At 62.5% G+C, this 22,295-nt stretch carries 24 protein-coding genes; 11 read left to right on the forward strand and 13 right to left on the reverse strand.

From position 1 onward, the window contains the following. Positions 1-144 precede the first annotated feature (144 nt). Positions 145-582, reverse strand: a complete 438-nt coding sequence (locus NIM87_RS11830; RefSeq protein ID WP_254674893.1) for a c-type cytochrome — start codon at positions 580-582, stop codon at positions 145-147. A gap of 119 nt (positions 583-701) precedes the next feature. Then, complete coding sequence (locus NIM87_RS11835; RefSeq protein WP_254674894.1) at positions 702-1,712, reverse strand: fumarylacetoacetate hydrolase family protein; 1,011 nt, start codon at positions 1,710-1,712, stop codon at positions 702-704. A 139-nt stretch (positions 1,713-1,851) separates the two neighbouring features. Between NIM87_RS11835 and NIM87_RS11840 the strand changes: the two genes are divergently transcribed. Then, a complete protein-coding gene (locus tag NIM87_RS11840; protein ID WP_254674895.1) occupies positions 1,852-2,991 on the forward strand; it encodes a DUF2865 domain-containing protein in 1,140 nt (379 codons plus the stop codon). Here NIM87_RS11840 and gltX read toward each other — a convergent pair. From gltX to rpiA, 6 genes are all read right to left on the reverse strand, one after another. After that, on the reverse strand, positions 2,936-4,264 hold the full coding sequence (gene gltX, locus NIM87_RS11845) for a glutamate--tRNA ligase (protein ID WP_254674896.1): 1,329 nt from the start codon (positions 4,262-4,264) through the stop codon (positions 2,936-2,938). The two genes, NIM87_RS11840 and gltX, sit on opposite strands and share 56 nt — an antisense overlap. Further along, positions 4,261-5,928, reverse strand: a complete 1,668-nt coding sequence (locus tag NIM87_RS11850; protein ID WP_254674897.1) for an NAD+ synthase — start codon at positions 5,926-5,928, stop codon at positions 4,261-4,263. The genes gltX and NIM87_RS11850 overlap by 4 nt, the downstream gene beginning before the upstream one ends. Positions 5,929-6,055: 127 nt before the next feature. Continuing rightward, positions 6,056-7,432, reverse strand: a complete 1,377-nt coding sequence (locus tag NIM87_RS11855) for a class II 3-deoxy-7-phosphoheptulonate synthase (RefSeq protein ID WP_254674898.1) — start codon at positions 7,430-7,432, stop codon at positions 6,056-6,058. Between the two features lie 77 nt (positions 7,433-7,509). Continuing rightward, positions 7,510-8,883 (reverse strand): glutathione-disulfide reductase, encoded by a 1,374-nt coding sequence (gene gor, locus NIM87_RS11860; protein ID WP_254674899.1) that lies wholly within the window; start codon positions 8,881-8,883, stop codon positions 7,510-7,512. A gap of 128 nt (positions 8,884-9,011) precedes the next feature. Further along, a complete protein-coding gene (locus NIM87_RS11865) occupies positions 9,012-9,488 on the reverse strand; it encodes a DUF2059 domain-containing protein (protein ID WP_254674900.1) in 477 nt (158 codons plus the stop codon). A 71-nt stretch (positions 9,489-9,559) separates the two neighbouring features. Further along, complete coding sequence (gene rpiA, locus NIM87_RS11870; protein WP_254675171.1) at positions 9,560-10,258, reverse strand: ribose-5-phosphate isomerase RpiA; 699 nt, start codon at positions 10,256-10,258, stop codon at positions 9,560-9,562. A 248-nt stretch (positions 10,259-10,506) separates the two neighbouring features. On the opposite strand from rpiA, the gene NIM87_RS11875 reads away from it, so the two are divergent. From NIM87_RS11875 to NIM87_RS11890, 4 genes are all read left to right on the forward strand, one after another. Then, positions 10,507-11,094, forward strand: a complete 588-nt coding sequence (locus tag NIM87_RS11875) for a L,D-transpeptidase (protein WP_254674901.1) — start codon at positions 10,507-10,509, stop codon at positions 11,092-11,094. Between the two features lie 93 nt (positions 11,095-11,187). After that, positions 11,188-12,201 (forward strand): GTP 3',8-cyclase MoaA, encoded by a 1,014-nt coding sequence (moaA, locus tag NIM87_RS11880; RefSeq protein ID WP_254674902.1) that lies wholly within the window; start codon positions 11,188-11,190, stop codon positions 12,199-12,201. Positions 12,202-12,302: 101 nt separating this feature from the next. Further along, positions 12,303-12,458, forward strand: a complete 156-nt coding sequence (locus tag NIM87_RS11885; protein WP_254674903.1) for a hypothetical protein — start codon at positions 12,303-12,305, stop codon at positions 12,456-12,458. Continuing rightward, a complete protein-coding gene (locus NIM87_RS11890; RefSeq protein ID WP_254674904.1) occupies positions 12,451-12,861 on the forward strand; it encodes a DUF2442 domain-containing protein in 411 nt (136 codons plus the stop codon). Before NIM87_RS11885 ends, NIM87_RS11890 begins: the two co-directional genes overlap by 8 nt. Here the strand turns inward: NIM87_RS11890 and NIM87_RS11895 are convergent. Both NIM87_RS11895 and NIM87_RS11900 read right to left on the reverse strand, forming a co-directional pair. Beyond that, on the reverse strand, positions 12,858-13,262 hold the full coding sequence (locus NIM87_RS11895) for a VOC family protein (RefSeq protein ID WP_254674905.1): 405 nt from the start codon (positions 13,260-13,262) through the stop codon (positions 12,858-12,860). The genes NIM87_RS11890 and NIM87_RS11895 overlap by 4 nt on opposite strands. 4 nt (positions 13,263-13,266) lie before the next feature. After that, on the reverse strand, positions 13,267-13,746 hold the full coding sequence (locus NIM87_RS11900) for an Lrp/AsnC family transcriptional regulator (protein ID WP_254675172.1): 480 nt from the start codon (positions 13,744-13,746) through the stop codon (positions 13,267-13,269). A gap of 298 nt (positions 13,747-14,044) precedes the next feature. Between NIM87_RS11900 and NIM87_RS11905 the strand changes: the two genes are divergently transcribed. Together NIM87_RS11905 and NIM87_RS11910 are read left to right on the forward strand one after the other, a co-directional pair. Then, a complete protein-coding gene (locus tag NIM87_RS11905) occupies positions 14,045-15,562 on the forward strand; it encodes a sensor histidine kinase (RefSeq protein WP_254674906.1) in 1,518 nt (505 codons plus the stop codon). A gap of 73 nt (positions 15,563-15,635) precedes the next feature. Continuing rightward, positions 15,636-16,301 carry a DUF6683 family protein gene (locus NIM87_RS11910; protein ID WP_254674907.1) on the forward strand — a complete coding sequence of 222 codons (666 nt, stop codon included), beginning with the start codon at positions 15,636-15,638 and terminating at the stop codon, positions 16,299-16,301. On the opposite strand, the gene cobT is transcribed toward NIM87_RS11910, so the two are convergent. Further along, the gene (gene cobT, locus NIM87_RS11915; RefSeq protein ID WP_254674908.1) at positions 16,298-17,317 is read right to left on the reverse strand and encodes a nicotinate-nucleotide--dimethylbenzimidazole phosphoribosyltransferase; all 1,020 of its coding nucleotides are present in this window, start codon (positions 17,315-17,317) and stop codon (positions 16,298-16,300) included. The genes NIM87_RS11910 and cobT overlap by 4 nt on opposite strands. A gap of 64 nt (positions 17,318-17,381) precedes the next feature. Here cobT and NIM87_RS11920 point away from each other — a divergent pair, with 64 nt between their 5' ends. Together NIM87_RS11920 and NIM87_RS11925 are read left to right on the forward strand one after the other, a co-directional pair. Continuing rightward, on the forward strand, positions 17,382-18,233 hold the full coding sequence (locus tag NIM87_RS11920; protein WP_254674909.1) for an adenosylcobinamide-GDP ribazoletransferase: 852 nt from the start codon (positions 17,382-17,384) through the stop codon (positions 18,231-18,233). Positions 18,234-18,299: 66 nt separating this feature from the next. Continuing rightward, positions 18,300-18,986: a retropepsin-like aspartic protease family protein gene (locus NIM87_RS11925; protein ID WP_254674910.1), complete on the forward strand. Its 687-nt coding sequence runs from the start codon at positions 18,300-18,302 to the stop codon at positions 18,984-18,986. Positions 18,987-19,046: 60 nt separating this feature from the next. Here the strand turns inward: NIM87_RS11925 and dusA are convergent, their stop codons facing one another. Both dusA and NIM87_RS11935 read right to left on the reverse strand, forming a co-directional pair. Further along, positions 19,047-20,063, reverse strand: coding sequence for a tRNA dihydrouridine(20/20a) synthase DusA (dusA, locus tag NIM87_RS11930; protein ID WP_269468035.1), 1,017 nt, complete (start codon positions 20,061-20,063; stop codon positions 19,047-19,049). A gap of 24 nt (positions 20,064-20,087) precedes the next feature. After that, the gene (locus tag NIM87_RS11935; RefSeq protein WP_254674911.1) at positions 20,088-20,261 is read right to left on the reverse strand and encodes a hypothetical protein; all 174 of its coding nucleotides are present in this window, start codon (positions 20,259-20,261) and stop codon (positions 20,088-20,090) included. 113 nt (positions 20,262-20,374) lie between these two features. Here NIM87_RS11935 and NIM87_RS11940 point away from each other — a divergent pair, with 113 nt between their 5' ends. Both NIM87_RS11940 and NIM87_RS11945 read left to right on the forward strand, forming a co-directional pair. After that, positions 20,375-20,824 (forward strand): universal stress protein, encoded by a 450-nt coding sequence (locus NIM87_RS11940; protein WP_254674912.1) that lies wholly within the window; start codon positions 20,375-20,377, stop codon positions 20,822-20,824. Between the two features lie 78 nt (positions 20,825-20,902). Then, the gene (locus NIM87_RS11945; protein ID WP_254674913.1) at positions 20,903-22,273 is read left to right on the forward strand and encodes an FGGY-family carbohydrate kinase; all 1,371 of its coding nucleotides are present in this window, start codon (positions 20,903-20,905) and stop codon (positions 22,271-22,273) included. Positions 22,274-22,295: the final 22 nt, after the last annotated feature.

Raw genomic sequence — 22,295 nt, forward strand, 5'->3', positions numbered from 1 at the left:
ATGCAGCAGGTAATGGTGCATGTGGTCTTCATGGCGCGGAGATTGGCCGCGCAGCCCAAGGAAATCAAGTCCGAAAACGTTCGGAACAAAAAGAGGGCGGCCCGAAGGCCGCCCAATCGCTTTGGAGGCGATGGAAACTTTGCTCTAGGAGCGGAACTGCTGGTGGCACTGGCCACAGGTGCCCATGAGGGTCTGCACGGCGCCAGTGTAGCCGGCTGCGTCTCCAGCCTGGGCAGCCGCAATGCCGGCCTCGGCAGCGGCGACACCGGTGTCGACGATGGCGGTGAAGGCTTCCCAGTTTTCCCAGATGGCGGGAAGCGCATCGGTATCACCGACAATCGAGCCTTCAGGGAACAGTGCCGGGATATGGCTGTAATTGTCGCGAATGGTGGTCATGGCGGCGACGGCTTCAGCACCGGACAAATTACCCAGACTGCGCAAAATGCCGCCATCCTCGCGCATCAGCGCCTGACGCGTGGAGACAGCCTCTTCGGGCGTGGCGGGCGGAACAAATGCGTCCTGCGCGAAGACGGCAGCGGCACCAGCCGCCAGAACAATGGCAATGGAAAGCACTGAGGCCATTCGGAAATGCATCAAGTAAGTCCCTCGAGGATTGATGTGTACCGGAGCGGGCCCCTCGTCCCACTGGGCAACAGTTACATGGGTTTGTGACAAGCCCAACGGGCACACGTGAAAGTTATCTATCCGTGAGCCAGGAGCGTGACAGGCTGATCAATCGTCCCGAAAAGCGACTGGCCGGAGGCGGCAACGGCGCCGATGCGGACCTTGTCGCCGGGCTTGAGGAATGGCGTGCGGGCGCGGCCATATTTGGCCTTTTCAGCCGTGCGGGCTTCGGCGATGCAGGCAAAGCCGATGCCGTCGGGTTTGAGCGGCAGGGTCTGGTCGTGTGGATTGGACACGGTGCCGCCGCCGATGATGGTGCCCGCAGCAAGCTTGCGGGTGCGGGCAGCCTCGACGATGAGATCGGCAAAGTCGAAGTGCATGCCAATGCCGGCATTGGGCTGGCCGTAAAGTGTGCCATTGACCTCGATGCGGATGGGCAGATGCAAGCGATTGTCGGCCCATGCCGCGCCCAGGCTTTGAGGCGTGATGACCACCGGCGCGAAGCTGGTGGAGGGCTTGGAATGGAAGAAACCGAAGCCGTTCTGCAGGTCGTCGGCCACCAGCTTGCGCAGAGACACGTCGTTGAGCACGGTGACCAGCCGGATGGCCGCGGCCGCTTCGCTACGGGTGGCGCCCATGGGCACCGGCCCGAGAATGACGCCGACTTCAGCTTCAAAGTCGAGCGCAAGATCGTCGCTTGGGATGATGATGGGCGCGTGGGCGGCCGACAGCGAATCAGAGCCGCCCTGGTAGAGCAGCGGTCGGATGGATTGCAGCTCATGGTCACGGCTGCCCTTGAGGGAGCGGACACGTTCGAGATGGCTCATATAGGCTGAGCCATCGATCCACTGAAAAGCGCGCGGCAGCGGCGCTTCGGCTGTGGCGGGGTCGAAAGGCTGGCCGGTGATTTCACTGGCATCGAGCTGGCGGGAAAGCTCGGAAAGGGCCGGAACGGTGCGGTCCCAGTCATCCAGCGCAGCCTGCAGCGTTGGGGCAATTCGACCGGCGGAGACATAGCGTGCCAGGTCCGTGGAGACGACCACAAGCTGACCATCGGGGCGATCATTGCGCAGCGTGGCGAGTTTCATGTGGAGGTCTCCTTGGCGGGTGTTGCCCGGACGCGCTACCGCCCGACCGCAGCGACCGCTATAATGTTGCCACGGACCTTAGTGATATCCTAAGGGCCAGAGGGCTCAAGCGGTTGCGGCCCTAAAACGGGAATATGGCGTGAATTTCACTTCGACCGGGTTTCGGCCCCTTGTCTTGCTTGTCCTGGCGACAATCGTACTGGCGCTGGACGTCGAGGCCGCCCATGCGCAGGCAGCACAGTGCGCCCAATTGCAAGGCGCCCTCGCCCAGTTCGACCGCAATAGCGAATTTCGCCAGATGGGCAGCAATTCCAACGCGGCCCGGCAATTGCAACGCCAGGTTCAGCAGGCCGAAAGCCGCTATATTCGCGACGGGTGCAATGACGATGCGCGGGCCGGTCGACAGTTGACGCGTGCCTGCCAGCTGATTGCCCGCGACGTGCTCGCTCTGCGTGACCAATATGCGCAGGTGAGCCAGTCGGTGGAAACGGCCAATGCCGTGGGCCAGCAACGCGAGGCAATCTTGCAGGAGATGGCGCGTTTTGGCTGTAATTCAGGGTCGAGCGCGACGTTCACCCAGGACCGGCAGAATGTGTTCGACCGGATCTTCGGCACCACCTCCGAGGATGACTTCACCAATGGTGATTTCGTCGATGGCGGGGATTATTGGGGCTATCAGGGGTACAATACGGTGCGCACCGTCTGCGTCCGCCTGAGCGACGGCTATTTCTGGCCTATCAGCTACGCCACGCTGCCCGATTATATCGGCAATGACGCCATGACCTGCCAGCAGATGTGCCCCAATACAGCGGTGGAGCTCTACTATTACGCCAACCCAGGCGAAGAGCCGGAGCAAATGCGCAATATGAACGGGGTGTCTTATACCAGCCTGCCCAATGCCTTTGCTTATCGCAATGCGTTCGACAAATCGGCCAGCTGCAAGGCCACGCCCGTTGCCGACGGTTCGGTGACGATTACCAGCGCGGCCGACGGCAGCGGACGCGCGATGCTCAACATCAATGGTGAGCGCATTCCCTTGCCCGTCCGCGACCCGCGCGGCGTTGTACCGGTGCAGACGGCTTCGGTGGAGCCTGTTGCAAGCGTGGCACTGGTGGACGTTCCCCTGCCCCGTCCGCGACCGGCAGGCCCGGGCGAGGTGGCGCGGCAGCCGACCGCTCAGGCAGAGCCTGAGCTGCGGATCGTCCAGTTCGGGGAAAAAACCGTCAGGGTAGTCGGTCCAGACACACCTTACGCCCAAGCAGGACGAGCAGGGACTTAAGTTCCGGCCCGTCATGGCGGCCGGTCAGTGCCATGCGCAGCGGCAAAAACAGGGCCTTGCCCTTGCGACCGGTCGAGGTCTTTAGCGCATTGGTCCAATGGCCCCAGGTGGTCTCGTCCCAGGGTTCGGGCGGCAGCAGGGCCTTGGCAAGCGCCAGGAAGTCGCGGTCCTCATCGGCTACGACGGGCTCGACAGGACCTGTGACCAGCTTGGCCCATTCGGCGATTTCGGGGAATTTCGCAAGATTTTCGCGCAGGAGCAACCACATGGCCTCGCCTTCGAGACCACGTGCCGACAATCGCGGCGCGGCGACGTCATAGGGCATGGTGTGCAGGAGGCGGGCATTGAGCGTGTCGAGCTCGGCCGGATCGAAGCGCGCCGAGCCATGCGAAACCATGGAGAAATCGAGCTTTTCAGCGATGGCGTCGAGGCTTTCATAGGGCTCGATGGCCAGGCTGGTGCCGGTCAGCGTCGCGACGATGGCAATGGCCAGCGGCTCGTAGCCTTCGGCGCGGAAATCGCTGATCGACTGACTGCCCAGACGTTTGGAAAAGCCCTGGCCCAAAGCGTCGGTAAGGAGATTGTGGTGCCCGAAGACCGGCACGTTGCCGCCCAGCGCCTCGAAGATCTCGATCTGCGTGCCGGTGTTGGACACGTGGTCCTCGCCGCGAATGACATGGCTGATGCCCAGGTCGATATCATCGACCACCGAGGGCAGCGTATAGAGATAGGTGCCATCGCCGCGGATCAGCACCGGGTCGGACATCGACGCCGTATTGACCGTCTGCGGACCCTTGATGAGGTCGTCGAAATGGACCGGGCGGCCATCGAGACGGAAGCGCCAATGCGGCGTCCGGCCCTCGGCTTCGAGCCGGGCGCGGTCTTCGGCGGTGAGCTCGAGCGCAGCGCGATCATAGATCGGCGGCTTGCCAAGGAGACGGGCGCGGGCCCGCTTGCGATCAAGCTCTTCCTCGGTCTCGTAGCAGGGATAGAGGCGGCCGGCGGCAATGAGCTGATCGCGGGCGGCATCGTAAAGGGCATTGCGGTCGGACTGGCGCACCAGCAGGTCCGGCTCGACGCCCAGCCACTGCAGATCCGCCTCGATGCCATCGGCAAATTCGCGACTGGATCGTGCCAGATCGGTGTCGTCCATGCGTAGCACATAGCGACCACCGTGGCGACGGGCGAAGAACCAGTTGAGCAGTGCCGGACGGGCGTTGCCCAAGTGAATTTTGCCGGTAGGGGACGGCGCCCAGCGAACGGTGACGCTCATCCGACGGTTCCGTCCCTGTAGCCATTGGTGATGGGATATTTGCGACCCTGACCGAAGGCGCGAGGGGTGATCTTGGGACCGGGCGCCGACTGGCGGCGCTTGTATTCGGCAATGTTGAGCAGGCGTTCGATGCGCTTGACCAGCGCCGCATCGTGACCGCGCGCGACGATGTCGGCCAGGGCCATTTCGTCCTCGACGATGCAGGTGAGGATATCGTCCAGCACCGGATAGGGTGGAAGGCTGTCCTGATCGGTCTGGTCAGGCCGGAGTTCTGCGCTCGGGGCCTTGTCGATGATGGCCTGGGGGATGACCTCCCCTGCCCGGCCAAGGCAATCGCCCGGCATATTCTGGTTGCGCCAGGCCGCCAGGGCATAGACGTCCATCTTGAACATGTCCTTGAGCGGATTATAGCCGCCGTTCATGTCGCCATAGATGGTGGCGTAGCCGACGCCCATTTCGCTCTTGTTGCCAGTGGTCAACAGCATGGACCCCAGCTTGTTGGACACAGCCATGAGGATGGTGCCACGCATGCGCGACTGAATGTTTTCCTCGGCGGTGTCGATGGGCCGGTTGCCGAAGATCGGCTGCAACTGATTGAGGGCGCCGTCAACCGGATCGCCAATGGCGACGACGTCGTAGCGCACGCCGAGCCGGTCCGCACACTCTCGGGCGTCGCGGATGCTCGCCTCGGAGGTGTAGCGATAGGGCAGCATGATAGCGTGGACCTTTTCCGGCCCGAAGGCGTCGGCGGCCATGGCCGCAACCACGGCGCTGTCGATGCCGCCCGAAAGACCCAGCACCACATGGGAAAAGCCATTCTTGAGCACATAGTCTCGCAGGCCGAGCACGCAGGCGCGCCAGGGAGCTTCCTCGACTGAGGTCAGCTCTTCAATCCGGCCATTGTCACAGGTCCAGCCGGCGTCGGTGCGGGTCCAGTCAGTGACGATGAAATCGGGTTCGAAGGATTTGCCCTGCATCACCAGCTTGTCGCCCGGTTGCATGGCAAAGGAGGCGCCATCGAACACCAGTTCGTCCTGCCCGCCGACCTGGTTGAGATAGAGCATGGGCACGCCATCTTCGGCGACGCGGGCGCGCACCAGATCCTTGCGGATATGTTGCTTATTGGTCCAATACGGAGAGCCATTGGGACAGAGCATGATTTCGGCGCCGCGCATTGCGAGGTGCTCGCAGACAGCGGTGTGCCAGACATCCTCGCAGATCGGGATACCCACCGACACGCCCTTGATGGTTACCGGCAAGGGCAAGGGGCCAGCTTCGAAATAGCGCTTTTCGTAGAAGACGTCGCTATTGGGCAGCTCACGCTTGTAGCGGATGGCGGTGATTTCTCCGTGCTCGGCTACGAGGACGGCATTGTGCATGCCGGTGACGTCGATCCAAATGGTGGGCAGGATGAGCACGACATCCGTGCCAGCCGTATCGGCCACCAGCGCCCGGGCCGCCGCGATAGCATCCTTGACGAATTGCGGCTTGAACAGCAGGTCGTCGGGGAAATAGCCGGTCAGGAACAGCTCGGAGAGCATCAGGATATCGGCCTTGGCCGATTTTGCATCGTCCAGCGCCTTGCGGGCCAGCGCAAGGTTTCCCGGCAGATCGCCGACTTTGGGATTGAGCTGGGCGAGCGCGATGCGGAGCTGGTCGGTCAATTTATGCCTGGCCTGGTGCGAGGAACATGGCCACCCGACAATGCGCCGGATGCGGCGCCAGACTTAGCCGCTCACCCCCATGAGGGCAAGCGGCAGAGACGGGACGCTGGATTGCAGACCGGCAGGTTTATTCGCCTGCGGCCAGCTGCCGGCGCGGCGGCTTTTGCGCATGCACTTCCTCTGCAACGAGGAAGGCCAGCTCAAGGGCCTGACTGGCATTGAGGCGGGGGTCGCAATAGGTGTTGTAACGGTCCGAAAGGGTTGCTTCGGTCACCGCCGAAACGCCACCAACGCATTCTGTGACGTCGTCTCCGGTCATCTCGATATGCACGCCGCCGGCATAGGTGCCCATGTCGCGGTGGATTTCGAAGAAGGACTTCACTTCGGATAGGACCCGCTCGAATGGACGGGTCTTGAAGCCGGTGGAGGCCTTGACGGTGTTGCCGTGCATTGGATCGGAACACCAGACGACGGTGCGACCGGCCTCCTGCACGGTCTCGATGTGACGTGGCAGGTGATCGGCAATCTTGTCGGAGCCGTAGCGGCTGATCAGCGTAATGCGACCGGCCTCGTCGGTCGGGTTCAGACGGTCGAGCAGACGCAGCAGGTCGTCGCTGCTGAGCGAGGGGCCGCATTTGACCCCGATGGGGTTCTTGATGCCGGCGAAATATTCGACGTGAGCTGCGTCGGGCTGGCGGGTGCGGTCGCCAATCCAGAGCATGTGGCCCGAAGTGGCGTACCAGTCATTGGAGATGGAGTCGCGGCGTGTCAGCGCCTCCTCGTAGCCGAGAAGCAAAGCTTCGTGGCTGGTGAAGAAGCTGGTCTGCCGGAGAGCCGGAGTATTTTCCGGCGTCAGACCCAGCGCACCCATGAAGGTGATAGCATCGTCGATCTTGCGAGCGACTTCCTCGTAGCGCGGGTACCAGTTGGAGCCCTTCATGAAACCCACGGTCCACTCGTGGATGCGGGTCAGCTCGGCATAGCCGCCCATGGAGAAGGCGCGCAGCAGATTGAGGGTGGCGGCCGACTGGCGATAGGCCTGGAGCATGCGGTCGGGATCGGGAACGCGCGACTTTTCGGTGAAGCTGATATCGTTGATGATATCGCCGCGATAGGAGGGCAGCTCGACGCCATCGATGGTCTCTGTATCGGCAGAGCGTGGCTTGGCGAACTGGCCTGCGACGCGGCCGACCTTGACCACGGGCTTGGAAGCGCCGTGGGTCAACACAACCGCCATCTGCAGGAATACGCGGAAGAAGTCGCGAATGTGGTCGGCGCCGTGCTCGGCAAAGCTTTCGGCGCAGTCGCCACCCTGCAGCAGGAAGGCTTCGCCACGCGCCACGGCCGCCAGACGGGTCTTTAGGTCGCGGGCTTCGCCTGCGAAGACCAGCGGCGGGAATGTCGCGAGCTGGCGCTCGGCTTCGGCCAAGGCCAGAGGATCGGGGTAAGCCGGCACCTGGGAAATGGGCTTTGCGCGCCAGCTATCGGGGGTCCAGGTGGTCATCGTCTGTCTCGCTCAGGCCATGCAGGAAGGGTGCGGGCGATCTACCAAGCCAGAGCGCCCGTGCCAAGGAGAAAGGCTCAAACCCGCTTGCCTTCGCGGTAGACATAAGTCGGGGCCTTGAAGGTTACCAGTTCCTCGGCGGCCGATGGGTGCAGCGCAATGGTGCGGTCGAAATCGGCCTTGGTGGCGCCCATGGCGACGGCAATGCCGACGAGCTGAATCATTTCGGCAGCGCCAGGCCCAAGAATATGAACGCCCAGAACCTTGCCTTCATCCTTGTCGGTGATCAGCTTGAGGATCATCCGCTCGGTGCGATTGGACAGCGTGTTCTGCATGGGGCGGAAGCGGGAGACATAGACGTCGATGTCGCCGTGGGTGGCCGCTTCGACTTCGGTCAGTCCCACAGTGCCGATTTCGGGCTCGGCAAAGACCGCCGTGGGAATGACCGAGTGGTCCACCTTGAGTGGATTGTTGTTGAACACCGTTTCGGCAAAATACCAGCCTTCGCGGATGGCCACGGGGGTCAGCTGGGCGCGGCCGGTGACGTCGCCCACCGCATAGATGGAAGGCACCGACGTCTGGGAATATTCATCGACAGCCACGGAGCCGCCGTCGGTAAGGGCGACGCCGGCGGTTTCGAGGCCCAGTCCAGTGATATTGGGACGGCGACCGGTGGCAAACATGACGGCGCCATAGGGCGCCGAAACGCCATCACTGAAGGTAGCTGTGACATCGGCGCCGGTCTGTGCGAGCGACTTGATGGTCGTCTGATAGATGATGCGGATGCCGCGATCGATGAGGCCCGCTTCAAGGCCTCGACGCATGTCGTCGTCGAAGCTGCGCAGGATGCAGTCGCCGCGATAAATCAGCGTGGTGTTGACGCCAAGGCCAGCGAAAATGGTCGCAAACTCAACAGCAATATAGCCGCCGCCCTCGATCAGGATCGAATGAGGCAGGGCCGGCAGATCGAACGCTTCGTTGGAGGTGATGCCGAGTTCGGCGCCGGGAATGTCGGGCACAAAGGGATGCGCGCCAGTAGCCACCAGCAGATATTTGGCGCTCAGTTCGCGACCATCTCGCACCAGGCGAATGCCGTTCGGTCCGGTGACTACAGCCCGGTCACGGATGATCTCTACGCCTGGCTTTTCGAGATTGCTGGCATAGGCGTGCTCAAGCCGGGTGATTTCCTTTTCCTTGGCGGCAACCAGGGTCGGCCAATCGAAACTGGCGTCCACATGCCAGCCAAAGCTTTCGGCAATGTCGAACTGATCCTTGAAGCGGGACGCATAGACATAGAGCTTCTTGGGGACACAGCCGCGGATGACGCAGGTGCCGCCGACGCGGAATTCTTCGACAATGGCGACCTTTGCGCCGTAGGTAGCGGCCATGCGCGCAGCTCGTACCCCGCCCGAGCCGGCCCCAATGACGATCAGGTCGTAGTCGAAGTTCATAGAAGCCCCCTGCTCCAGCTTGATGCGGCACTCGCCGTTCATCGTCTAATGACGATGGATATAGTGTCCGCTTCGCATAAAAAAAGACCCCGCACAAGGCGGGGTCCGTATTCAGTCGACCGGAGCGATCAGAGCTCGACGCCCTGTTCGCGCAGCCCGGCGCGCACCTTGGCGAAGAATTCAGTTCGCAGATTGTTGGTATAGACCTGCAGTACGCGACGGATATCGGTGTTGAGGTCCGAATTGGCCTGCGCCAGCTTCTGGCCGGTGGGAGATTCGTAGAAGGCAACGATCTCGGTCAGTTCCTCGAGCGAGAAAGAGATCGCGTAGACCCGCGCAAACTGGTCGAGCAGTTCGCCCTTGCGGCCATTGTAGCCCTTGATCACTTCGCCGATAACCGCATTGGTCTGATCGGAAATCTCAGGATTCTGGGTAATGATCTGGCGCATGGTGTCGATGCCGATTTCGACCACGGTGGTCTCAAAGACGGCGCCACGGTCAGTCAGGTCGATATATTTGCGCGCCAGCGCGAGCTGTTCGGGCGCCACTTCCTGCGCAATGACCGGGGCGGCCACGCTGACACTACCCGCAACCATGGCAGCCATGGCCACGATCCTGGCGCCACGCGCCCAATTTCCAATATTCCAGATTGCCATCTTGTCCCGTTCCACCCTGGTCATTCGCCCGTGAGAAGTGTTTCTACGCCATTCGGCGTCGCCACATAAGCCTTGCGGCACATTTTGAGGAACAGTCCATGCTGGACGACGCCCGGAATGTCCAAAAGCTCGCGCGAGAGCGCTTCTGGCTGCGAAATGCGGCCAAAAAAAGCATCGAGGATCAGGTGTCCACCGTCGGTCACAAAAGGAATGCCATCCGCAGTGGTGCGCAACTTGAGCTCGCCCTGGGCCTTATGACGCTCCATGATCATGGCGACCGAACGACGCGTGGCGCCCAGCCCGAAGCGGTTCACCTCAACCGGCAACGGAAAGCGGCCGAGCGTCTCCACAATCTTGGAGCTATCGGCAATGACAATCATGGCGTCCGAGGATGCCGCCACGATCTTTTCGCGCAGCAAAGCTCCGCCGCCGCCCTTAATCAAGTTCAGGTGGGCGTCAATTTCGTCGGCACCGTCGACGGTGACGTCCAGCCGGTCCAATTGATCGAGGTCCGACAGAGGGATGCCGCATTGACGGGCCTGTTGGGCGGTGGCCTCGGAGGTAGGAACGCCGACCACATCAAGTCCCTGAGCAACCCGTTCGCCCAGCAGTTCGACGAAATGGCGCGCGGTTGATCCCGTGCCCAGGCCAACCTTCATGCCGGACGCGATTTCCGCCACGGCCCGAGCCGCCGCCTCGCGCTTGAGCGCTTCACTCATGACGCCACTCCTGTTGCATTCCGGCGGGGTTTGGCAGGCCCCCGCGCCCGCTGTCAAGCCGACCTTGGTCGCGTGATCGCGCATTGGTGAGTAACAGGTGTAACCGCCTAGCAACACAATAAGGCGATGATGCCGCACATGTGGCCGAAACCGGGCACATCTCTTTCGAGAACTTTGCATTCGAAGTAAACAGCGCAAATAGTCGCGGGCACGAATCAAGCCAGCGCATTCAGAGGCCAAGTGGAAGCATGAGCATCATTAGAATTGCATTGGCGATTGGCATGGCCGTCTTGCTGTCGATCAGCACTGTCCTGCCATCCAGCGCAGCATTGTGGTATAATCCCGATACCAACCAGTTCGAGGAACGCTCGGCAACCGCCAGCCGCGGCGGCAGCCCAATCCGCAAGCAGGTGGTCAATTATGAAACCACCCAGAAGCCCGGCACGATCATCATCGAGACCGGCGAACGTCGCCTGTATCTCGTGCTTGAGGACGGCAAGGCCATGAAATACGGCATCGGCGTTGGCCGTGACGGTTTCACCTGGTCCGGCACCCACCGCATCACCCGCAAGGCAGAATGGCCCGGCTGGACCCCGCCCCCGGCCATGCGCAAGCGCGTTCCAGACCTACCGGCCTATATGCCCGGCGGCCCGAACAACCCGCTTGGCGCCCGCGCCCTCTATATTGGCTCCACTCTCTATCGCGTGCACGGCACATCGGAGCCCTGGTCCATCGGCCAGGCCGTCTCGTCGGGCTGTATCCGCCTGACCAATGAAGACATCACCGATCTCTACGAGCGCGTCCAGGTCGGCGCCCGGATCGTGGTCAACCACTGATCCGAACAAAGTTTCCTGCAGGGGCCGCCATTTTGGCGGCCCTTTGCTTTTGTGGCGCTTTGCGCCGGTGTCCATCGTGGCTAGACTAGGCCCATGACTGTTTTGCCCCAATCGCACCGCCCCCTGATCGACAGCTTCGGCCGACGCATTTCCTATTTGCGCATTTCGGTGACCGACCGCTGTGACTTCCGCTGTGTCTATTGCATGGCCGAAGACATGACCTTCCTGCCCAAGAAGGATGTGCTGAGTTTTGAAGAAGTGGAGGCGATTGCCGGCGCTTTCATCGCGCGGGGCACAACCAAGATCCGCCTCACCGGCGGCGAGCCGCTGGTACGCCGCGATATCATGGCGCTGGTGCGCAGCCTGGGCCAGAAAATCGGCAGCGGTCTCGATGAACTGACCGTGACGACCAATGGCAGCCAGCTCGCCAAACACGCCGCCGGGCTATACGAGGCCGGAGTGCGCCGGATCAATGTGTCGCTCGATACGCTCGACGCCGAACGATTCCGCCAGATCACCCGACGGGGATGGATCGAGGATGTGCTTGACGGGATAAGTGCGGCGCAGGCTGCGGGCATTGCGATCAAGATCAACATGGTCGCGATGCGCGGCGTCAATGACGACGAGATCGAGCCGATGCTGGCCTGGGCCCATGGCAAGAGCATGGGGCTGACGCTGATCGAGGGCATGCCGCTGGGCGAAGTGGGCATCGACCGGGTCGATACCTACCTGCCGCTGCGCGAACTGCATGAGCGGCTGGCGCGACGCTATACGTTCACCAAGCTCGACAAGCGCACCGGTGGCCCGGCCCGCTATGTGCACGTCGCCGAAACCGGCGGCACGCTGGGCTTCATCACCCCGATGAGCCACAATTTCTGCGAGAGCTGCAATCGGGTGCGGCTGACCGCGACCGGGCAACTCTATCTGTGCCTGGGGCAGGACGATCAGGTCAATCTGCGCGACGCCTGGCGTGAGGGCGGCGCTGCAGCGCTCGACGCGGCACTGGACCACGCCATGATCATCAAGCCCAAGGGCCATGACTTCGTGCTGGACCGCACGCATGAGGCGCCGGCGGTCGCGCGGCATATGAGCGTGACGGGTGGGTAGTGATTGAAAAACCCAACTACTTGGGTTATTCCTGTTGGTGACCATCCGTCGTGAGGGTGGGATGCGCTTCGTGATCTATCTCAACGATCATGAGCCGGCCCATGTCCACGTCTGACGGAGAAGCCCGCATCGATATGCTGAACCTGCGCGTTCTTTCCATTAGAGGCATGAGCAAGCGAGACGCTGCGCGAGCATTGATGGTGGTTGCCCTCAATCGCGCCGATTTCCTGGAGCGCTGGACAAAAATTCATGGGTGAGATCGAGTTTGAAGACCGACATTATTCGGAAGCCGTGGAACGCGGCGCTGCAGAACGCCTGAGCCAGCCGGTTCCGGTGTCGGTCCGATATGACGCGGCCTCGGGCCGAATTGTCATCGAGATGGACACGGGCGCGGCCTTCATGGCTCCAGCCACCATGCTTGAAGGGTTGGAAAACGCATCGGTTGACGACCTGTCCAAAGTCGAACTGGTCGGCGAGACCGGCCTTCACTGGCCGACACTGGATATCGACTACACCGTCGCCGGTCTGATGCAAGGCATCTTTGGCACTGCCAAGTTCATGGACGCTAGACGCAGAGGCGGCCAGTCTCGCTCCGTGGCAAAGGCGGACGCAGCGCGGCGTAACGGGCTCCGAGGCGGTCGGCCACGCAAGTCGTCCTAGCGCCCCGGCGCCCGCTCGATCAGTTCGACAAGCACGCCGTCGGGATCTCGCACAAAAGCGACGCGGCGGATCATTTCGGGGTTGTGGGCGTCGCGGGGGCGCTCGGCGATTTCGACGCCTGCGGCTTCCAGCTTTTCGATCATGGCATCGACATTGTCATAGGCCAGCGTCAGGTGACGCATGCCGGCTTCGGACATTGGCACGTCGCGAAAGCGCCCGACCCCGGCGGCGGGCGCGACGATTTCGAGCATGCCGCCACCGGCGTCAAGAAAGGCTAGCTCGCTCCCACTGCCATTGGGCTTGCGCAGGGCCAGACGCAGGCCAAGCAGATCGCAATAAAAGGCCACCGCGCGATCCATATCGCTGGTGGTCATGCCGACATGCTCGAAACCGACAAGCATGGCGCTATTTGTCGTCGTCGGAGATGATCGCGAAATCAAGCGGCAGGGCGGTTGTGTATTTGATCTGCCCCATGGCGAAAGCGGAGCTGACATCGGTGAGATTGATCTTGCCGATCAGCCGCTTATAGAAGGTGTCATATGCGCCAATGTCGGGCACGACGACGCGCATGAGATAGTCGACATCCCCGCTCATGCGATAGAATTCAACGACTTCGGGGAATTCATCGACAACTCCGGCGAATTTTCGCATCCAGGCGTCGTTGTGCTCATTGGTCTTGACCGAGACAAAAACGGTGACGCCAACATTGACCTTGCCCGGGTCGAGCACGGCAACGCGCCGCTGGATGACGCCGTCCTCTTCCATTTTCTGGATGCGGCGCCAGCAAGGGGTGGTCGACAGACCAACTTTGCGCCCGATTTCGGCCACCGGCATGGTCGCATCCTTTTGCAGGAGCGTCAGGATTTTACGGTCAATCTTGTCCAATGCCATTCCCGTCCCTAGAAATCAGATTTTGTCTGAGGCCCGATCTGCTCAGTTCGGCGACGAGTTTAGTGCCATAGCGACCGATCTGACGCAATAAAATTGCCCGTTGCAATGTATCGGAACGGGCAAGATCATCTTAACCCTAGCAAATGACGGGCCGCCAGCGCTTTCTGGGGGCTGATCCGCCCGAATGGCGCCGCTGCGTTTCACCCCCTGTTAACCACGGCCCCCATAAGGTCTCTCTTGAGCGTAGCGAGCGCGTTTTTGTTCGCATCATCGAGTAACGAGTACGACGTCCATGCCGGTTCCCGACGCCGATTCCCGCGCCAAATCCGGGCGTGACGGCAAGCGAGCAGCACAAAAAACGGTGCTAGAGGCGCGGCAGCGGCTGACCTCAAGCTCCGGCACGCGCGCTGATTTCGATTTCGAGCTGATGCATGACTATGCCGATTCACGGATTGGCGCAGCGCTGCCCATGGCGGCCATCGTTTCCATACTGGCCATCGTGGCAAGCTTCTGGGTGCCGGTCACTGCGACGGCGATCTGGGCGGGGCTGGTGATTGCCAGCCTCCTCGTCGTGGTGCTGACCGCGCGCCGCTTCAAAACCTCTGACCCGGCCAAGTTCAACGCGGCACGCTGGACCACCAGTTTCGTGGCGGCCGAAAGCGTTGGCGGCCTGGCCCTATCCCTGCTGGCCCTGTTTACGCTTGTCACCGACCCGGAAGCTCTTGCCCCGGTCATGTTTGCCATGGTGCTGGTCAGTATCGCCAGTAATGCGGTGGCGACCCACACCCTGCCCCCCGCCACGCTGATGAGCACCTTGCCGGTGACGACGACGGTGTCGATATCGCTGGCGGCACTGGGCGGCACGCTCAATATCACGCTGGCGGCGGTCGCCATCTGCGGCGAGATATTCTTCCTCTATCTGGCACGCCAGCTGCACAGCTCTGAGCTCGAGACCATCTCGCACCAGGCCGAGAAGGACACGCTGATCTATGAGCTGGAAGAAGCGCGCAATATGTCGGATGAAGCACGGCGGCATGCCGAGCAGGCCAACATCGCCAAGAGCCAGTTTCTCGCGACCATGAGCCACGAACTGCGTACGCCGCTCAATGCCATCATCGGCTTTTCCGAAGTGCTGAAATCGGAGCTGCTGGGGCCGCACCAGGTGCCGCAGTACAAGGAATATGCTGGCGACATTCATTCGAGCGGCCAGCACCTGCTCAATCTCATCAATGAATTGCTTGATCTCAGCCGCATCGAAGCGGGCAAATATGAGCTCAATGAAGAGGTGGTGTCGCTGGTGGACATTGCCGCCGACTGCCGCCGCATGATGGAGCTGCGTGCCAAATCCAAGAGCATCGAGCTGGTGTTCAGCATTGGCGACAACCTGCCCAAGCTATGGGGCGACGAACGCGCTATCCGCCAGGTGGTGCTGAACCTTCTGAGCAATGCCATCAAGTTCACACCGCAGCAGGGCAAGATCGTGCTGGTGGTGCAGCGCAGTGGCGATGGCGGACAGCTGATTTCGGTCAAGGACAATGGTCCGGGCATTCCCGAAAACGAGATCGAAACCGTGCTCTCGTCCTTTGGCCAGGGCTCGCTGGCCCAGAAGACCGCCGAGCAGGGCGCAGGCCTCGGGCTGCCCATCGTCCAGAAGATCATGGACTTGCACCAGGGCCGGTTCGACCTGTTCTCCAAACTCCGCTTCGGCACGGAAGTGATCGCAACCTTCCCGCGGGCCCGGGTCATGGACGCCCTGGCCCCGGTCGTGGAAAAGCGGAACAGGCTGGAAATCTACTCGGAAGCGGGTTGATTGGCCGGGGGCGGGTCGGGCAGCATCCCAATGTTGCCGCTTTCGCCGCGACAATCTGCGGCTGGAGTGCCCAATGAACAAACGATCAATTGCCGCCGCCCTGTTCGTGCTGCTGACGCCGCTGGCCGTTTCGGCCCAGGATGTTGAGCCGGCAGGGACGGAAACCGTGGTTACCGCCAGTGCGCGTGATGCGGCGGAATTCGACACCAGCTATCGCCCCTCGCCCACCGTGTCCCTGCGTTTGCAGCGCAGCTTTCTCGACAATATCCGCTGGTCGGCAGGCGTTGAGGCCAGAGATCGACTAAGCGCCGCATTTGCCGAACGGGCACCGGTGGATATCTGGCTTGAGCTGGTGAGCGCTGACGGGCTGAAAGCTAATAATGTCGCGGACGCGTTGACCGCCTATTGGGTGCTCAACTGGGTGGCCGCCAATGGTGCCTACACCGCCAAGATCGATAGCGCGCCGGTGCAGCGGCAATTGCGCGCCGCCTTTGCTAACGACCCCAACTTTCTCAAGATGGGCGACCAGCAGCGACAGGAACTGGCGGAGGGATATATCCTCGATTTCCTCGTCGAGCACGCAGCGCTCAACGCTGCCGTCGAACAGCGCGACATCGACACGCTGAACCGGCTGGCCGCATCAGCCGTCCTGCGGTTCCGGCAGAAAATGAAGGTGGACCTACTCTCGGTGGTGCCGGGGCCGGACGGATTTGGCGGCCGCCCGGCGGTCGCAGACTAGTCCGACTTGCCGCTGACGGCGGCGCTTTCAAAGGTCGCCATATTGTCGTGCAGGTGCAGGGCCGTTTTAGCCATGACGGCGGCCAGCGCTGCTCCACTGCCTTCACCCAGCCGCATACCCAGATCAAGCAGGCCGGTCTGGCCCATTTCCTGGAGCGCGCGCGCATGGGCACTTTCTGCCGAAACATGGGCGAACAGGCAATGATTGATCGACGCCGGGTTGACGGCATGGGCGATAGCGGCCGCGGCCGTGGCCACATAGCCATCCACGATGACCGGCACCTTCTGGTGGCGGGCCGCCACCAGCGCCCCAAGCATGGCGCAAATTTCGCGCCCCCCGAGGCGGGCGAGAATGGCGAGGGGGTGGTCGAGTTCACCGGCATGATGGGCCAGGGCGCGATCCACAGCGTCTGCCTTGCGCTTAAGTCCCGCATCGTCGACGCCGGTGCCGCGACCAACCCAGTCGGCGCCGGTGCCTCCGTAAAGCGCGGCGTTGATGGCTGCGGCGATGGTGGTATTGCCGATGCCCATTTCGCCAATGCAGATCAGGTCCGGCTTGCCGGCCACCGCTTCCATGCCATAGGCGATGGTCGCGGCGCACATCTGGTCGTCCAGGGCCGCTTCGCGGGTGATATCGCCGGTGGGCAATTCGAGCGCCAGTTCAAAGACGCGCAGGTTGATTTCGTGCAGGGCGCAAATCTGCGAAATGGCGGCCCCGCCATTGGTGAAATTGGCGACCATCTGCGCCGTGACTTCGCGCGGGAAGCTCGACACGCCCTGATCAGTGACGCCGTGATTGCCGGCGAAAATGGTGACCATGGGATTATCGAGGCGCGGCTTGGAGCGGTGCTGCCAGCGAGCCAAGAATTCAACCAGCTCTTCGAGCCGGCCGAGCGAGCCTGGCGGCTTGGTTAACTGAGCATCGCGCTCGCGCACGGCGGCCACGGCCTTCTCATCGCCATCGGGCACGGCCACGAGCAATTCAACGATGTCGGAAAAGGCGGGATTGAGTGGCATGGCAGGTCCGGCGCGATATGTTAGGAAGGCGGGGTCTTGTTGCCCATAACGGAGCGAAAAGCAATTGACGGACGGGGCACAAGAAACCAGCGCCAAGGACGATATCGCGGCTGAGAGCCGGGACGCCTATCGCCCCGAGCCCGCCCGCGGCGGGCTTGGCCTCAAGGACGACCTGGTGATGGCGCTGCGGTTTTTTTCGCGGCTGCCGACCGGCGATGCGCCGCATGAAAGCCCCGACCTCGGACGCATCGCGATGGCCCTGCCCTTTGCCTCGGTGATCATGGGAATCGTGCCGATTCTGCTCGTGGGCAGTGTGTGGCTCGGACTGCCGGGCTATTTTGCCGCGGCGCTTGCCGTGGGGGCCATGGTGGTCGTCGGTGGCGGGATGATGGAAGATTCGCTGGCCGACGCGGCCGACGGATTGTTCGGCGGCGCGACGCGCGAAAGACGGCTCGAAATTCTCAAGGACAGCCGCCATGGCACCTATGGCGTGGCGGCGCTTTGCCTGTTCCTGGTGCTGCGCGTGACTGCCATCGGCGGCGTGGCGGCGGTCAACCCACTGGCAGCGGCGGCGTTGTGGCTTGCCGCCAATGTTGCAGGGCGATCCGGCGCGCTCTGGATTGCGGTGGCCCTCCCGCCGGCACGGGTGGATGGCGCTTCGGCGACGGCAGGCATGTTGCCCGCATCGCGGTTTGCGGTTGGGGCACTGCTGGCGGCACTGCTGGTGTTTGTGATCGGTGCGCCGGCATCGAGCCTTTTGGGCGTAGTCGTCGCGCTGCTGGCGGTGGGACTGGTAGCGTTGGGATGGGCAGCGCTGTGCCGCAGACTGGTTGGCGGACAGACTGGAGACCTCATCGGCGCGGCGGCCGGGTTGAGCGAAGTGGCGGCGCTGGCCATCCTACTGATCTTTGCCTGACGCCTTGAAAATGCCGCGTGCTCACCCCTTATCCTTGGAAACGTGTCGCGAAAGGGCCAACACAGCATGATCTTCATCGGCATCGCCCTTGTCGTTGCAGCGGGCCTTGTTTTCCTCATCAGTTCCGATGCCGGCAGCCTTGTCGGGCTTTCCCAGATGCAGACCGCGCAATTGCTGCCACTGGTCATCCTGCTCATCATTTTCGCCGGCGGCCTGTTCACCCGCCGCCACAAGGCGTCCGAACTGGTCGGCGGCCTGCTTTTGTGGGCAGGGTTGTTTGGCGTAGCCATGGTCACCTATGCCTATCGTGACGAACTGGTGGGGATTGCCGGACGGGTGGCGGGAGAATTCCAGCCGGGTGTGGCGCTCGTCGACACTGACGCAGGCACAGCCACCTTCCGGCGTGGGGGCGGCGGGCATTTCGAGGTCAATGCCACCATCAATGGCCATACGACACCGATGATCTTCGATACCGGCGCCAGTGCCGTGGTGCTGACCATCGCCGATGCGCGTGCAGCGGGGGTCAACGTCGAAGGACTGCGCTATACGGTGCCGGTTTCCACGGCCAATGGGCAGGGGCTGGCGGCGCGGACGCGGCTCGACAGTATTGAGGTGGGCGGCATCCTGCGGCGCAATCTCACCGCCTTTGTCACTGAGCCGGGCGCCTTGGAAACCAGCCTGCTCGGCATGACATTCCTCGAAACGCTCAGCAGCTACAGCGTGACGCAGAATTCGCTCGAGCTCGTGGATTAGGGTCTTTGTGGTGCCGCGTTTCCGCACCGCAAAATCGTGGCCAGTTTTGCGGGAAACGCTCTAACCCGCCAGCGCCCGATCTTGGACCACTGCAAGGGCGCGGAAGAAGACTTCCGGACCGGCATTGGGGCGGCAGGCATCGACGCTCATGATCTGGCGGAACTGGCGGGCGCCCGGACGGCCATTGGCGAGACCCAGCATGTGGCGGGCAATGCCATTGAGGCGCGCACCTTGGGCAAGCTGGGTTTCAGCATAGTCGGCCATCTTCTGCATGATTTCGGACAAGTCCGGCACTGCATGGGCATCGCCAAAGATGCGGGCATCGACCTCAGTCAACAGCATGGGATCGTGATAGGCGGCGCGGCCCAACATCACCCCATCCATATGGGCCAGATGTTCTTCGGCCTGTTCAAGCGTCTCGATGCCGCCATTGATCATGGTGGGCAAAGGCGCCAGGCGCGCACCAAGTCGATAGACGCGCGGATAATCGAGCGGCGGAATGGTGCGGTTTTCCTTGGGGCTCAGCCCCTGCAGCCAGGCCTTGCGCGCATGCACGTAAAGCGCATCGACGCCTGCGGCGACCATGGTGTCGGCAAAGCGGTCGAGGCTTTCCTCAGTGTCCTGATCATCAATGCCAATGCGGCATTTCACAGTGACGGCCCGGTCGGTCGCATCGCGCATGGCCCGGACGCAATCGGCGACCAGATCCGGTTCGGCCATCAGGCAGGCGCCGAAACGCCCCGACTGCACGCGGTCAGAGGGGCAGCCGACATTGAGGTTGATTTCATCATAGCCAAAGGTCGTGGCGATACGTGTCGCTTCGGCCAGCTCGACGGGGTTTGAGCCGCCCAATTGCAGGGCGATGGGATGCTCTACCGCCTCGTAGCGCAGGTGGCGTTCTGCGTCGCCATGGACGATGGCGCCGGAGTTGACCATTTCGGTGAAGAGCAGGCTGTGGCGCGTCAGCAGGCGATGGAGGAACCGGCAGTGCCGATCCGTCCAGTCCATCATCGGTGCAACCGAGAAGCGGCGGGCGCCCTCCAGCGGGGTCGCAATGTCTGTGGCAGCCTGCGTCAAAGGGGCTTTTGCTCCAAAATCGTATCAAAGCCAGCGCCGGGTGGTTGCCGCATAGTCGCGGAAAGCTGGCCCGACGGCGCACTCAAGGCGGCGTTCCTCTACCGGAATGACCAACTGGTCAAGACCCAGCCAGAACAGCAGCAAGAAAACCACGCCCGAATTGAGGCCCAATCCGAGCAGCGGCGATGACTGGGCCATGACTTTGAGATAGGTTGAAGGGCAGAACGTTGCAACGCTGGCCTGATCTGGATCAAAGAGTTTTGCGGCTCATTGGTCCAGAGTGTGAACATGAAGGGGCAAAGGAGTTCGCCATGTATGCCAATATCATCTGCGCCATCGACGGTTCTGATCTCAGCACCAAGGCGTTGCGTCATGCGATTGCGTTTGCCGCTAAAGCCGGCGGCAAGGTAACCGCGGTCACTGTTACCGAACCGTCCGTCATCGTGGCGCCCGGCGCCGAGATCATGATGGTCGATACCAGCTCGATCATCGAGGACCTGGAAGCGGCCAAGGCCGAGTCTGCCAAAAAGATCCTGGCTGATGCCCATGCGGTGGCCGCGGAAGCGGGAACGACAATTGCGGGCATGCACATTGCCAATAGTCCCGCCGCCGAGGGCATCCTGCATGCCGGCAAGGAGATCGGGGCGGACCTGGTGGTCATGGGTTCGCATGGCCGTCGGGGCCTGGGGCGCCTGCTGCTTGGGAGCCAGACTGCCGAGGTGCTGGCGCATACCGATATCCCGGTGCTGGTGATCAAGTAGTGCACTAACATGTCAGCTGTGGCGCGATGGGGTGAAATGGGCTAAAGCCCCAGCACTGTCACCTCATCGGGCCCGGCCATGACCACCACACCTCGCCACGTCGCCGTCATCGACATCGGCAAGACCAATGCCAAGGTGGTGCTGATCGACAGCGCGACGCGTGCCCAGCTTGCTGCAGAGGGTACGCCCAACAGGGTGCTACGCGATGGCCCCTATCCGCATGCCGATGTGGAGCGGCTCTGGGCGTTTATCGCAGGGTGTCTGCGCACTTTCCACGCCGCGCATGGGATCGACGGTATTTCCATCACCACCCATGGCGCGACCGGGGCATTGCTCGCAGGTGAGGAACTAGCGCTGCCGGTGCTCGACTATGAGAGTGATGCACCCGAGGCGTCCGAAGAGGCATATGCGCGCATGCGACCGGGCTTTGCCGAGACGCTTTCGCCCCGCTTGCCCAACGGCCTCAACTGGGGCGCACAGATCTTCTGGCAGTCCCGGGCGTTCCCCGAGGATTTTGCCCGGGTGACGGCCATTATCCCCTATCCCCAATATTGGGCCTGGCGGCTGACCGGCACGCTGGCGAGCGAAGTGACATCGCTCGGGTGCCATACGGATCTGTGGGCGCCGGACAAGGGTGATTTCTCAAGCCTGGTGGACACCATGGGCTGGCGGCAGCTGTTCCCAGGGGTGCAGCCGGCCGCCTCGGTTATTGGGACGCTGCGGCCCGCGATTGCCGCCGAGACCGGGTTGCCGGAGACGACGCCGGTGACCTGCGGCATCCACGATTCCAACGCGTCGCTGCTACCGCACCTTGGGCATCAGGACGCACCCTTCACCATTGTCTCGACCGGCACCTGGACCATTCTGATGACGGTGGGCGGCGATACTGCAGGGCTCGATCCTGCGCGGGACAGTCTCGCCAATGTCGACGCTTTCGGTCGTCCGGTGCCAACAGCACGGTTCATGGGCGGGCGAGAGTTTGACGTGCTGGTGCCCGAGATCGCCGAACCGAGCGCCGCGGACGTTGCCCATGTGATTGCCAATGACGTGCAGGCGCTGCCAAGTTTCGCGCCTGGGGTTGGCCCCTTTGGCGGGAATGCCGGGCGCTGGACGGTTGATCCCGCAAGCCTGAGTGCCGGGCAGCGGACGGCGGCGGCCTCGCTCTATCTGGCACTGGTGGCGCGAGCCTGCCTCGATCTTTGCGGGCTGGGCCGCAGCATTACCCTGGAGGGGCCGCTGGCGCGCAATGGCTTGTTCGGCGCAGCACTGGCCCGGCTATCGGGTGTTCCCGTCCATGCCTCGGGCGATGCGACCGGAACCAGCCTGGGCGCCAGCCTGTTGTTCGGCGGAACGATGCCCGAGGCCGGCAGCAGCCATGCAATTGGCGACCTGCAGGTGGACGGGTTCGATACCTATGTTGCAAACTGGCGCGCCCGCCTGAGTCCCTAGCCAGCGACCAGGCCCGCTGCAG

The sequence above is a fragment of the Devosia ureilytica genome, assembly GCF_024273195.1.
Lineage (GTDB): Bacteria > Pseudomonadota > Alphaproteobacteria > Rhizobiales > Devosiaceae > Devosia > Devosia ureilytica.